This window comes from Kluyvera genomosp. 3, from assembly GCF_011765685.1.
GTDB lineage: Bacteria > Pseudomonadota > Gammaproteobacteria > Enterobacterales > Enterobacteriaceae > Kluyvera > Kluyvera georgiana_A.
In genome coordinates this window covers 4,899,185-4,911,930 of record NZ_CP050321.1, presented here as the reverse complement: position 1 = coordinate 4,911,930, position 12,746 = coordinate 4,899,185, and the positions used below count along the sequence as shown (strand labels likewise).

11 protein-coding genes are annotated in these 12,746 nt (G+C 56.9%); 7 read left to right on the top strand and 4 right to left on the bottom strand.

Annotation, left to right across the window (positions count from 1 at the left end; translation table 11 throughout):
• Positions 1-46 precede the first annotated feature (46 nt).
• Complete coding sequence (locus GY169_RS22870) at positions 47-403, top strand: PTS fructose-like transporter subunit IIB (protein WP_167577186.1); 357 nt, start codon at positions 47-49, stop codon at positions 401-403.
• On the opposite strand, the gene GY169_RS22865 is transcribed toward GY169_RS22870, so the two are convergent.
• The 3 genes from GY169_RS22865 to argE form a co-directional block, all read right to left on the bottom strand.
• A complete protein-coding gene (locus GY169_RS22865; RefSeq protein ID WP_163448624.1) occupies positions 390-1,235 on the bottom strand; it encodes a helix-turn-helix transcriptional regulator in 846 nt (281 codons plus the stop codon). The two genes, GY169_RS22870 and GY169_RS22865, sit on opposite strands and share 14 nt — an antisense overlap.
• Positions 1,236-1,335: 100 nt before the next feature.
• Positions 1,336-3,987 (bottom strand): phosphoenolpyruvate carboxylase, encoded by a 2,652-nt coding sequence (gene ppc, locus GY169_RS22860; protein ID WP_167577185.1) that lies wholly within the window; start codon positions 3,985-3,987, stop codon positions 1,336-1,338.
• Between the two features lie 312 nt (positions 3,988-4,299).
• A complete protein-coding gene (gene argE, locus GY169_RS22855; RefSeq protein WP_064540316.1) occupies positions 4,300-5,451 on the bottom strand; it encodes an acetylornithine deacetylase in 1,152 nt (383 codons plus the stop codon).
• A gap of 153 nt (positions 5,452-5,604) precedes the next feature.
• Here argE and argC point away from each other — a divergent pair, with 153 nt between their 5' ends.
• The 4 genes from argC to oxyR all read left to right on the top strand — a co-directional run bounded on the left by argC (position 5,605) and on the right by oxyR (position 10,159).
• Positions 5,605-6,609 (top strand): N-acetyl-gamma-glutamyl-phosphate reductase, encoded by a 1,005-nt coding sequence (gene argC / locus GY169_RS22850; RefSeq protein WP_064540313.1) that lies wholly within the window; start codon positions 5,605-5,607, stop codon positions 6,607-6,609.
• A gap of 12 nt (positions 6,610-6,621) precedes the next feature.
• Entirely contained in the window at positions 6,622-7,395 is a 774-nt protein-coding gene (gene argB, locus GY169_RS22845) for an acetylglutamate kinase (protein WP_167577184.1), read from the top strand.
• 196 nt (positions 7,396-7,591) lie between these two features.
• Positions 7,592-8,965, top strand: coding sequence for an argininosuccinate lyase (gene argH / locus GY169_RS22840; RefSeq protein ID WP_163448619.1), 1,374 nt, complete (start codon positions 7,592-7,594; stop codon positions 8,963-8,965).
• A 276-nt stretch (positions 8,966-9,241) separates the two neighbouring features.
• On the top strand, positions 9,242-10,159 hold the full coding sequence (gene oxyR / locus GY169_RS22835; RefSeq protein ID WP_163448618.1) for a DNA-binding transcriptional regulator OxyR: 918 nt from the start codon (positions 9,242-9,244) through the stop codon (positions 10,157-10,159).
• On the opposite strand, the gene sthA is transcribed toward oxyR, so the two are convergent.
• The gene (sthA, locus tag GY169_RS22830; RefSeq protein ID WP_064540302.1) at positions 10,142-11,542 is read right to left on the bottom strand and encodes a Si-specific NAD(P)(+) transhydrogenase; all 1,401 of its coding nucleotides are present in this window, start codon (positions 11,540-11,542) and stop codon (positions 10,142-10,144) included. The two genes, oxyR and sthA, sit on opposite strands and share 18 nt — an antisense overlap.
• Before the next feature lie 197 nt (positions 11,543-11,739).
• On the opposite strand from sthA, the gene fabR reads away from it, so the two are divergent.
• Together fabR and GY169_RS22820 are read left to right on the top strand one after the other, a co-directional pair.
• Complete coding sequence (gene fabR / locus GY169_RS22825; RefSeq protein ID WP_064540299.1) at positions 11,740-12,375, top strand: HTH-type transcriptional repressor FabR; 636 nt, start codon at positions 11,740-11,742, stop codon at positions 12,373-12,375.
• A 15-nt stretch (positions 12,376-12,390) separates the two neighbouring features.
• Positions 12,391-12,744 carry a YijD family membrane protein gene (locus GY169_RS22820; protein ID WP_167577183.1) on the top strand — a complete coding sequence of 118 codons (354 nt, stop codon included), beginning with the start codon at positions 12,391-12,393 and terminating at the stop codon, positions 12,742-12,744.
• Positions 12,745-12,746: the final 2 nt, after the last annotated feature.

The window sequence follows — 12,746 nt, the reverse complement described above, 5'->3', positions numbered from 1 at the left end:
AGAGTATTTGCGCCTGCCAGCGTTTGTTTTCTGCAAGGAGGGGACGATGACGGCAACGGGCGGACGAATGTTAGTGGCGGTAACCGCCTGCGTGAGCGGCGTGGCCCATACCTATATGGCGGCTGAACGTCTGGAGAAGCTCTGTCAGCAGGAAAAATGGACCATCAAAATCGAAACCCAGGGGGCGCTGGGCATTGAGAATGCGCTCACGGAAGAGGACATTCGCCGTGCCGACGCGGTGCTGCTGATTACCGATATTGAGTTGAATGGGGCCGAACGTTTTACCCAGAGCCGCTACGTGCAGTCGGGTATCAGCGCTTTTTTACGCGATCCGCAAAAGGTGATGATCGCGGTGCGTAAGCTGCTTTCCGCGCCTCAGCACACGCATATTATTCTGTCGTAGTCAGCTGACTGTGGTACTGGCGACGGTACTCTGACGGTGAGCGTGCGGTGTTTTTGCGAAACAGGCGGCAGAAGTAGTTGCTGTCGACGAACCCACAGGCGTGGGCGATCTCTTTTACCTTCAGATCATACCCCTTCAACAGCCGTCTGGCGTGCTCCAGGCGGGTGTGGTTGAGGTATTCATTAAAGCCCATAATCCCGCTTTTCTGGAACAGGTGGGACAGGTAGTTCGGCGAAATATAGAACGCCTGTGCCACTGATTCGCGGGTCAGCGGTTCGGCGAAGTGGCTATCGATATATTCGCGAATGGCGTCGAACAGTGCCTGGCTGCGCGAGGCGGTCTGAATCTGGCTGCTGAGCAGATCGGCGCAGTGGCTGATGAGGCTGGTGGCAATCAGCCGCGCGGTTTGCTGCTCCTGCGGCTGCATTTGAATTTCGCTCATGGTTTGCAGCAGAAAGGAACCGACGCGCGGCCCGCGACGGGCAACATGCTGTTTTGCCAGATTACTCAGGCGGTAGCCATCCCACTGCTGGATGCTAAACCCCAACTGCTGTTTGCCAAACAGAATGCTTAGCGTGGTGGCAGGTTCCAGCCAGTGAGGAAAATTCCAGCCGCCAGCGGGAACATACAGCGCATCCAGCGTTTGCATGGGCGTGTCGTCGCCCAGTCCGGCGTCGGCGAGTTGCCCTTCCAGCACAATTTCGAGGCGCGGAAAGTCGACCTGAAAAGCCATATCGGGAACGGGCGTGTGATTGCCGGCAAAACCGATTTTTTGCAGCGGGGTGGCCCCGGACGCAATGCGGGAAAGCAGTGGGTTGATGTCGAAAAACATGGGGCTCCCTGTCGTGATGAACAACAAAGAAACCTTAACTGAGGGTATGAAAAAAGGCCACAAAGAATGTGGCCTTTTGGGGTGTCCGCGTCTTGATAAATTAACCGGTGTTACGCATACCCGCTGCGACGCCCGCGATGGTGACCATCAGCGCCTGCTCGACGTTAGGATCCGGCTCCTGGCCTTCTTCTTCCGCTTTACGAGAACGGTGCAGCAGTTCGGCCTGCAGTACGTTCAGCGGGTCGGTGTAGATGTTACGCAGCTGGATAGACTCGGCAATCCACGGCAGGTCGGCCATCAGGTGCGCGTCGTTGGCGATGTCCAGCACCACTTTGATGTCGGCTTCGAGCAGATCGCGCAGTTCGGCACCCAGCGCCCACAGCTCCTGTTTCACCAGACGCTGATCGTAATATTCTGCCAGCCATAGGTCGGCTTTCGAGTAGACCATCTCCAGCATCCCCAGACGGGTAGAGAAGAACGGCCAGTCGCGGCACATGGTTTCCAGCTTGCTCTGCTTGCCGTCTTCCACCACTTTTTGCAGCGCCGCGCCGGCACCCAGCCAGGCTGGCAGCATCAGGCGGTTCTGTGTCCAGGCGAAGATCCACGGGATGGCGCGCAGGGACTCGACGCCGCCGGTTGGGCGACGTTTTGCCGGACGTGAACCCAGCGGCAGTTTACCCAGCTCCTGTTCCGGCGTGGCGGAACGGAAATAAGGCACGAAATCTTTGTTTTCACGCACGTAGCCGCGGTACATCTCGCAGGAGATATCGGACAGCTCGTCCATGATGCCGCGCCACTCTTCTTTTGGCTCCGGCGGCGGTAGCAGGTTCGCTTCCAGAATCGCGCTGGTGTACAGCGACAGGCTGCTGACGGTGACTTCCGGCAGACCGTATTTGAAACGGATCATCTCGCCCTGTTCCGTTACGCGCAGACCGCCTTTCAGGCTTCCCGGAGGCTGAGAGAGCAGCGCCGCGTGCGCCGGTGCGCCGCCGCGACCAATAGAACCACCGCGACCATGGAACAGCGTCAGTTCAATACCGGCTTTTTCACAGGTTTTGATCAACGCATCCTGCGCCTGGTACTGCGCCCAGGAAGCCGCCATAACGCCCGCATCTTTCGCGGAGTCGGAATAGCCGATCATGACCATCTGCTTGCCCTGAATAAAGCCGCGATACCAGTCAATGTTGAGCAACTGGGTCATCACGTCGTCGGCGTTGTTCAGGTCGTCCAGGGTTTCGAACAGTGGGGCGACCGGCAGCGCGAAGGTGATGCCGGCTTCTTTCAGCAGCAGGTGAACCGCCAGCACGTCGGACGGCGTTTTGGCCATCGAGATCACGTAAGCGGCAACCGAGCCAATTGGCGCATCGACAATGGCTTTACAGGTATTCAGAACTTCACGGGTGTCGTTGCTTGGCTCCCAGCTACGCGGGAGAAGCGGACGTTTAGAATTCAGTTCGCGGATCAGGAAGGCCTGTTTGTCGGCCTCTGACCAGCTTTCGTAGTCGCCGATGCCCAGGTAGCGGGTCAGTTCGCCCAGCGCTTCCGTGTGGCGGGTGCTCTCCTGACGCACGTCAATACGCACCAGCGGTACGCCAAAACACTTCACGCGACGCAGCGTGTCGAGCAGCTCGCCGTTAGCGATGATGCCCATACCGCAGGCCTGCAGTGATTTATAGCAGGCGTACAGCGGTTCCCACAGCTGCTCGTTCTGGCTGATCAGACCGGCTGGTTTTGGCAGGCGCTGGCCTTTCAGGCGTGCTTCCAGCCAGGCCTGGGTGGCCATCAGCTGGCTGCGCAGGGTTTTCATCAGGTAGCGGTACGGCTCGGTCGCGCCTTCTTCGCCAACCCGCTCGCGCAGTTCGTCGGTGCATTCCACCATCGACAGCTCGGAAATCAGCACCTGAATATCTTTCAGGAACAGGTCGGTCGCTTTCCAGCGGCTGAGCAGCAGCACGTGGCGGGTGATTTCGGCGGTGACGTTCGGGTTGCCGTCACGGTCGCCGCCCATCCACGAGGTAAAGCGTACCGGCACGAAATCGACCGGCAACTGGTAGCCGAGGTTCTCTTCCAGCTGTTCATTCAGTTCACGCAGATAGTTCGGTACGCCTTCCCACAGGCTGTTTTCCACCACCGCGAAGCCCCATTTAGCTTCATCTACCGGGCTTGGGCGATGCTTACGAATTTCATCGGTGTGCCATGACTGAGCAATCAGCTGGCGCAGACGGCGCATCACCTGGTTGCGTTCGTAGTCGGCAATGTCGTTATTATCGAGCTGTTTCAGGCAGTTGTTGATTTCGCCCATTTTATGAATCAGCGTACGACGCGTGATTTCAGTCGGGTGCGCGGTCAGTACCAGCTCCAGCGACAGGGATTCAACGGCCTGTTTAATCGTGGTTTCGTTGAGATTGGGTTGGTCTTTGAGTTTACGCAGGGTACGGGCAATCACTTCCGGGTTGCTTGCCGCTTCGCCTTTCGGCGAAATGCTGTGGTACTGCTCGGCGGTATTGGCCAGGTTCAGGAACTGGCTGAACGCGCGGGCAACCGGCAGCAGCTCATCGTTGGACAGGTTCTGCAGCGTGGTGAGCAGCTCCTGACGATTGGCTTCGTTGCCGGCACGTGAAGATTTGGACAACTTACGGATCGTTTCTACACGGTCAAGAATGTTCTCACCAAGCGCATCCTTGATGGTATCGCCTAGCACTTTACCGAGCATACTGACATTACTACGCAACGCGGAATATTGTTCGTTCATTAACCCAGACACCCCATCTCATTTTATTTTGTTATATCCCAGCCTTTGGAACGAAAGGGCGGGATAAAGACACCTCTTTTATAAAGCCACGTAAAAACCCGTACGTCAATTGCTGCGAAATCGCTTCAGCAAACGAATAAATTGCGGCAATTGACGAAAGTTAATTCACATCGTGCCAGATAAGAAATGCTTATGAAAATGTGAAGGCGATCGCGTGAATCGGGGGGCGGAGAGATGCCGGATGGCGCTGCGCTTATCCGGCCTACAGGCGAGGGTAGACCCGGTAAGCGTAGCGTCACCGGGCAGAACACATTAATGCCAGCAGAAGTGATGCACGACCTGGGTAATTAATTCGCGCGTCGGCTTAATAAAGCGCGTTTCCAGGTATTCGTCCGGCTGGTGTGCCTGATTAATCGAGCCTGGCCCGAGGACGATGGTCGGGCACAAGGTCTGGATAAACGGCGCTTCGGTGCAGTAGTTCACCACTTCGGTTTTGGTGCCGAGCAGTTTTTCCAGCACTTCAACCAACTGATGATCTGGCGGGCATTCGTAGCCCGGAATCGGTGCGTGCAGCTCGCTGACCGTCAGGCGGCCCGGCCATTGCGCGCTGACCGGCTCCAATGCTTCATCCAGCAGACCGTTGAGGTCGCTCAGCGTCATGCCCGGCAGCGGGCGGATATCCATATGTAGCTCACAGCAGGCGCAGATACGGTTGGACGCATCGCCACCGTGGAGGCTACCGAGGTTGAGCGTTGGATACGGTACGGTAAACGCTTCGTAGTGATAGCGTTCTTTCAGCGAGTCACGCAGCTGCATCACGCGGCCAATGGCATCGTGCATGATTTCAATGGCGTTCACACCGCGCGCCGGGTCGCTGGAGTGGCCGGACTGGCCCATGACGCGAATGGCGTTCGACATATGACCTTTGTGCGCGCGCACCGGCTGCAATGAGGTGGGCTCACCGATGATAGCGCAGTCCGGGCGTAGCTCGGTGGATTCGGAGAAATAGCGCGCACCCGCCATGCTGGTCTCTTCATCCGCCGTCGCCAGAATGTAGAGCGGCTTTTTCAACTGCGTCACGTCAACATCCCGCAGCGCGTCGAGAATAAAGGCGAAGAAGCCTTTCATGTCGGCAGTGCCCAGACCGTAGAGCTTGTTATCGTGCTCGGTCAGGGTAAACGGATCGCGGGTCCAGCGCCCGTCGTCGAACGGTACGGTATCGGTATGACCGGCAAGCAGTAGCCCGCCCGCGCCGTGTCCGGTGCTGGCCAGCAGGTTGAATTTATTGCGCGTGCCGGGAACCGGCTGCACCTCAACATTGAAGCCGAGAGAGGCGAACCAATCGGCCAGCAGAGTGATTAAAGACGCATTACTCTGATCGAGTGCTTCTTCGGTTGCGCTGATGGACGGTGTGGCGATCAACGCACGGTAAATCTCGATAAATGGTGGTAAATTGTTTTTCATTGTTGACACACCTCGGGTCGTGATAGTATCAATATTCATGCAGTATTTGTGAATAAAAATACATTATCATTAGGCGTAAGAAAACCCACCAACGGTAGGGTGAAGTGACGACGCTTAATCAGGCAAACAGACATAAGAAGGTAAACGGCCCCGATGTTGAATACGCTGATTGTGGGCGCGAGCGGTTACGCTGGCGCTGAGCTTGTGACCTATGTGAATCGCCATCCTCATATGAACATAACCGCTTTGACGGTCTCAGCGCAAAGCAATGATGCGGGAAAGTTAATCTCCGATTTGCATCCACAGCTAAAAGGGATTGTTGATCTCCCTTTGCAGCCGATGTCCGACATCAGTGAATTCAGCGCCGGTGTTGATGTGGTGTTCCTCGCCACCGCTCATGAAGTCAGCCACGACCTTGCGCCGCAGTTCCTCGCGGCGGGCTGCGTGGTGTTTGATCTCTCCGGCGCGTTCCGCGTGAACGACGGCGCCTTCTATGAAAAATATTACGGATTTACCCATCAGCACCCGGAACTGCTGGCGCAGGCGGTATATGGCCTGGCCGAATGGAGCGCCGAAGCGCTGAAAGAGGCGCAGCTGATTGCCGTGCCGGGCTGTTATCCCACGGCGGCACAGCTTTCCTTAAAACCGTTGATCGACGGCGATTTACTGGATCTCTCCCAGTGGCCGGTGATCAACGCGACCAGCGGCGTGAGTGGCGCGGGGCGTAAAGCGGCGATCTCCAACAGTTTCTGCGAAGTGAGCCTGCAGCCTTACGGCGTGTTTACCCACCGCCATCAGCCGGAAATCGCCAGCCACCTTGGCGCCGAGGTGATTTTCACCCCGCACCTGGGCAATTTCCCGCGCGGGATTCTGGAAACCATCACCTGCCGCCTGAAACCGGGCGTGACCCATGCGCAGGTGGCGGAAGCCTTACAGCAGGCCTACGGCGATAAGCCGATGGTGCGTTTATACGACAAGGGCGTTCCGGCGCTGAAAAACGTCGTCGGCTTGCCGTTCTGTGATATTGGTTTTGCCGTGCAGGGCGAGCATCTGATCGTGGTGGCGACCGAAGACAACCTATTGAAAGGCGCTGCCGCACAGGCCGTGCAGTGCGCCAATATCCGTTTCGGCTTCGCTGAGACGCAGTCTCTTATCTAAGGTGTGATGACGATGAATCCATTAATTATCAAACTGGGCGGCGTGTTGCTGGATAGCGAAGAAGCGCTGGAGCGTCTGTTTACCGCGCTGGTGAACTACCGCGAGTCGCATCAACGCCCGCTGGTGATTGTCCACGGCGGCGGCTGCGTGGTGGATGAGCTGATGAAGCAGCTCAACCTGCCGGTGAAAAAGAAAAATGGCCTGCGCGTGACGCCTGCCGATCAGATCGACATTATTACCGGCGCGCTGGCGGGCACTGCCAACAAAACGCTGCTGGCTTGGGCGAAGAAACATGATATCGCCTCCGTGGGCCTGTTCCTCGGCGACGGTGACAGCGTGCAGGTCACTAAACTGGATGAAGAATTGGGCCACGTAGGTCTGGCGCAGCCGGGCTCGCCTAAACTGATTAATCTGCTGCTGGAAGGTGGTTTCCTGCCGGTGGTGAGCTCTATCGGCGTGACCGTCGAAGGGCAATTGATGAACGTCAACGCGGACCAGGCGGCAACCGCGCTGGCGGCCACGCTGGGTGCGGATCTGATCCTGCTCTCCGACGTCAGCGGTATTCTCGATGGCAAAGGCCAGCGCATTGCGGAAATGACTGCGGCCAAGGCGGAACAGCTGATCGAGCAGGGGATTATTACCGACGGCATGATTGTGAAGGTGAACGCGGCGCTGGATGCGGCACGCACGCTGGGCCGCCCGGTCGATATCGCATCATGGCGTCACGCGGAGCAGCTGCCGGCGCTGTTTAACGGCACGCCGATCGGTACGCGTATTCTGGCGTAAGTGATTTTCCCCTCACCCTAACCCTCTCCCCAAAGGGGCGAGGGGACTGGCCGGAGCCGGTATAGTTCTCCCACTCTCCACAGGGACGAGGGAACTGACGGTTTTCCCCCTCTCCCTCAGGGAGAGGGCCGGGGTGAGGGTTGTTTTCAGGCCGGAGACTACCCGGCATAAATAAACGAATTTAAGGAAGCATGTTATGGCACTTTGGGGCGGGCGTTTTTCTCAGGCAGCAGATCAGCGGTTCAAACAGTTCAACGACTCTTTACGCTTTGATTATCGCCTGGCGGAGCAGGATATCGTTGGCTCTGTAGCCTGGTCTAAAGCGCTGGTGACGGTTGGCGTACTGACGGCGGAAGAGCAATCTCAACTGGAAGCGGCGCTGAGCGTGCTGCTGGAAGAAGTTCGCGCTAATCCGCAACAGATCCTGGAAAGTGATGCCGAAGATATCCATAGCTGGGTGGAAGGTAAGCTGATTGATAAGGTCGGCCAACTGGGTAAGAAGCTGCATACCGGGCGTAGCCGTAACGATCAGGTCGCGACCGATCTCAAGCTGTGGTGCAAAGACACCGTGGCGGAGCTGCTGGCCGCGAATCGTCAGCTGCAAACCGCGCTGGTGGAAACCGCGCAGGCGAATCAGGACGCGGTGATGCCGGGTTACACTCACCTGCAACGCGCGCAGCCGGTGACGTTTGCTCACTGGTGCCTGGCCTACGTTGAGATGCTGGCGCGCGATGAAAGCCGCCTGCAGGATACCCTCAAGCGTCTGGACGTCAGCCCGCTGGGCTGCGGCGCGCTGGCGGGTACCGCTTATGAAATTGACCGTGAACAGCTGGCGGGCTGGCTGGGCTTCGCGTCTGCGACCCGCAACAGTCTGGACAGCGTGTCTGACCGTGACCACGTGTTGGAGCTGCTGTCTAACGCTTCCATCGGTATGGTGCACCTGTCGCGCTTCGCGGAAGACCTGATCTTCTTTAATACCGGTGAAGCGGGCTTTGTTGAGCTTTCCGACCGCGTGACGTCAGGCTCTTCTCTGATGCCGCAGAAGAAAAACCCGGATGCGCTGGAGCTGATCCGCGGTAAATGTGGCCGTGTACAGGGTGCGCTGACCGGCATGATGATGACCCTCAAAGGTCTGCCGTTGGCTTACAACAAAGACATGCAGGAAGATAAAGAAGGCGTATTTGACGCGCTGGATACCTGGCTGGACTGTCTGCATATGGCGGCGCTGGTGCTGGACGGCATTCAGGTGAAGCGTCCGCGTTGCCAGGAAGCGGCGCAGCAGGGCTACGCCAACGCCACCGAACTGGCGGATTATCTGGTCGCTAAAGGCGTGCCGTTCCGTGAAGCGCACCACATCGTGGGCGAAGCGGTGGTGGAAGCCATCGCCCAGGGCAAGCCGCTGGAAGATCTGCCGTTGGCCGATCTGCAGAAATTCAGCGCGGTGATTGGCGACGACGTTTACCCGATTCTGTCGCTGCAATCGTGCCTCGATAAGCGTGCGGCAAAAGGCGGCGTTTCGCCGAAGCAGGTAGCACAGGCGATTAGCGACGCGAAGGCGCGCCTGAGCTAGCCCTCTGCATAGCCAAAGATAGCCCGGCCGAGCGCAAGCGACGCCGGGTTTTTTGTGCGCAAAAAAAGCGGGCCACGGGGCCCGCAAACGTTCATGTTGGCTTTAGTTAGTCGAGTTTTGAGAGAAACTCAGAAATCCACGCGGCGACTTCAAAGGGTTAAACAAGGAACCGCGCTGTTTCTGTGGTCTATTATTAAACAGAATCCTTGATAGGGATAATCATTCATTGCTATTCTATCTATCGCCATGAACTATCGTGGCGATGGAGGATGAATAATGAATATTCGCGATCTTGAATACCTGGTGGCATTAGCTGAACACCGGCATTTCCGCCGGGCGGCAGATTCCTGCCACGTCAGCCAGCCAACCCTGAGCGGGCAGATTCGTAAACTGGAAGATGAACTGGGCGTTATGCTGCTGGAACGCACCAGCCGTAAGGTGCTGTTTACCCAGGCCGGGCTGCTGCTGGTGGACCAGGCGCGTACCGTGCTACGTGAGGTCAAAGTGCTGAAGGAGATGGCTAGCCAGCAGGGGGAGACGATGTCCGGCCCGTTGCATATCGGCCTGATCCCGACCGTTGGCCCGTACCTGCTGCCCCACATTATCCCAATGTTGCACCAGACGTTCCCGAAGCTGGAAATGTACCTGCACGAAGCGCAAACCCATCAGCTGCTGGCGCAGCTTGATAGCGGTAAGCTGGACTGCGCCATTCTGGCCCTGGTGAAAGAGAGCGAAGCCTTTATTGAGGTGCCGCTGTTTGATGAACCGATGATGCTGGCGATCTATGAAGATCACCCATGGGCTGAGCGCGATCGCGTGCCGATGTCGGATCTGGCCGGTGAGAAACTGCTGATGCTGGAAGACGGTCACTGCCTGCGCGATCAGGCGATGGGGTTCTGTTTTGAAGCCGGTGCGGATGAAGATACTCACTTCCGCGCGACCAGTCTGGAAACACTGCGCAATATGGTGGCGGCGGGCAGCGGTATTACCTTACTGCCAGCGCTGGCCGTGCCGCATGAGCGTAAACGCGATGGTGTCGTTTATCTGCCATGCATTAAGCCGGAGCCGCGCCGCACCGTTGGGCTGGTCTATCGACCTGGATCGCCGCTGCGCAGCCGCTATGAGCAGCTGGCAGAGACCGTCCGTGAGGCGATGGACGGTCATTTCGACAAGGCGTTAAAACAGGCGATTTAAGCCGTTTAGCGCCGCAACCCGATAGGCTTCCGCCATCGTCGGGTAGTTAAAGGTGGTGTTAACGAAGTACTCAATGGTGTTACCGCCACCTTTCTGCTCCATGATCGCCTGGCCGATGTGAATAATTTCGGCCGCGCGTTCGCCAAAGCAGTGAATGCCAAGGATCTCCTTCGTCTCCCGGTGGAACAGGATTTTCAGGCTCCCCACGCTCATCCCGACGATTTGCGCTCGCGCCAGGTGTTTAAACTGGGCGCGTCCGACTTCGTACGGCACCTTCATGGCGGTCAGTTGCTGTTCGGTTTTGCCAACAGAGCTGATTTCCGGAATGGTATAGATACCGGTCGGAATATCTTCAATCAGGTGTGCGGTGGCTTCACCTTTCATCAGCGCCTGGGCAGCAATACGTCCCTGATCGTAGGCAGCAGAGGCCAGGCTCGGATAACCAATTACGTCGCCGACGGCATAGACATGTGGCAGGGCGGTCTGGTACATGCTGTTCACTTTCAGCTGGCCGCGGCCATCGGCCTGTAGGCCAATATTTTCCAGCGACAGTGAGTCGGTGTTGCCGGTACGGCCGTTGGCAAACAGCAGGCAGTCGGCCTTGAGCTTTTTGCCGGACTTCAGGTGCATGATCACGCCGTCGTCCACGCCTTCAATCTTCTCGTACTCTTCGTTGTGGCGAATGACCACGCCGCTGTTCCAGAAGTGATAAGAAAGCGAGTCTGACATCTCCTGATCGAGGAAGGCCAGCAGACGGTCGCGGGTGTTGATCAGGTCAACTTTCACGTCCATGCCACGGAAGATAGATGCGTATTCGCAGCCAATAACCCCGGCGCCGTAGATAATGACGTGGCGCGGTTCGTGGTGCAGACTCAGGATGGAATCGCTGTCGTAAATGCGCGGATGAGTGAAATCCACGTCGGCCGGACGATACGGGCGTGAACCGCAGGCGATCACGAATTTGTCGGCGGTTAACGTTTCAACGGAGCCGTCCGGGCATTCCAGCGCGATGGTGTGTTCATCGACGAAACGGGCGTCTCCCTGCAGCATTTCACAGTGATTGCGCTCATAAAAACCCTGACGCATGCGAGTTTGCTGATTGATAACGCTATCGGCATGATTCAGGATGTCAGCAAAGGAAGAGCGGAGAAGTCGGCTGTGGTCGCTGTAGAGAGGGTTCTGGTTGAATTCGATAATACGGCTGACGGCATGGCGAAGAGCTTTGGACGGGATGGTACCCCAGTGGGTACAGCCGCCGCCGACATTATGATAACGCTCAATAACGGCGACACGGGCTCCTTGCTTCACCAGACCCATAGCAGCGCCTTCGCCGCCGGGGCCGGAACCAATTACTATTGCATCATAATCGTAGGAATGTGGCATGGTAGGGCTTACCTGTTCTTATACATAAAAGCAACAGAATCATAACATCATCGAAGATATAACCCAATTATCGTTGGGCTTTTTTCATACGAAATAGCATAAATAGCATGTAAACAATCATTAACAAAGCGACGTAAGTCGATTCGTTTTAATCTCTGGTATAGTGCCAGCATGTCATGTGGAAGGATTCAGTTATCGTGATGGGTGTTAGAGCGCAACAAAAAGAAAAAACCCGGCGGTCGCTGGTCGAAGCGGCATTCAGTCAACTGAGTGCTGAACGTAGTTTTGCCAGCTTGAGCCTGCGCGAAGTCGCGCGTGAGGCGGGAATTGCGCCAACCTCCTTTTATCGCCATTTCCGTGATGTGGACGAGCTGGGGCTGACCATGGTCGACGAAAGCGGCCTGATGCTGCGCCAGCTGATGCGCCAGGCACGCCAGCGTATCGCCAAAGGTGGCAGCGTGATCCGCACTTCCGTCTCAACCTTTATGGAATTTATTGGTAACAACCCGAACGCCTTCCGCCTGCTGCTGCGTGAACGTTCCGGGACGTCTGCCGCCTTCCGTGCCGCGGTGGCGCGTGAAATTCAGCACTTCATTGCGGAACTTGCTGACTATCTGGAAATCGAAAACCATATGCCTCGTGCGTTCACGGAAGCGCAGGCAGAGGCGATGGTGACAATCGTATTTAGCGCGGGAGCGGAGGCTCTGGATGTTAGCCTTGAGCAGCGCCGACAGCTGGAAGAGCGGCTGGTGCTGCAGTTACGGATGATCTCCAAAGGCGCATACTACTGGTATCGCCGTGAACAAGAGAAGACGACACATCAGTCCGAATAAGGTGGTAAACGAGCAATGAAACAGTCAGGTCAAGAAAAGAGTACGCTGCTGCTGGCGCTGTTAGCTGGCTTATCGATTAACGGCACGTTTGCAGCCCTGTTTAGCTCCATTGTACCTTTCTCCATTTTTCCCATTATCTCGCTGGTGCTGACGGTCTATTGCCTGCATCAGCGCTACCAGAACCGCACGATGCCGGTAGGGCTGCCTGGCCTGGCGGCTGGCTGCTTTATCCTTGGCGTGCTGCTCTACAGCACAGTGGTACGCGCGGAGTACCCGGATATCGGTTCTAACTTCTTCCCGGCGGTACTGTCGGTAGCGATGGTCTTCTGGATTGGCGTGAAGCTGCGTAATCGCAGGCAGGAATCGTAATT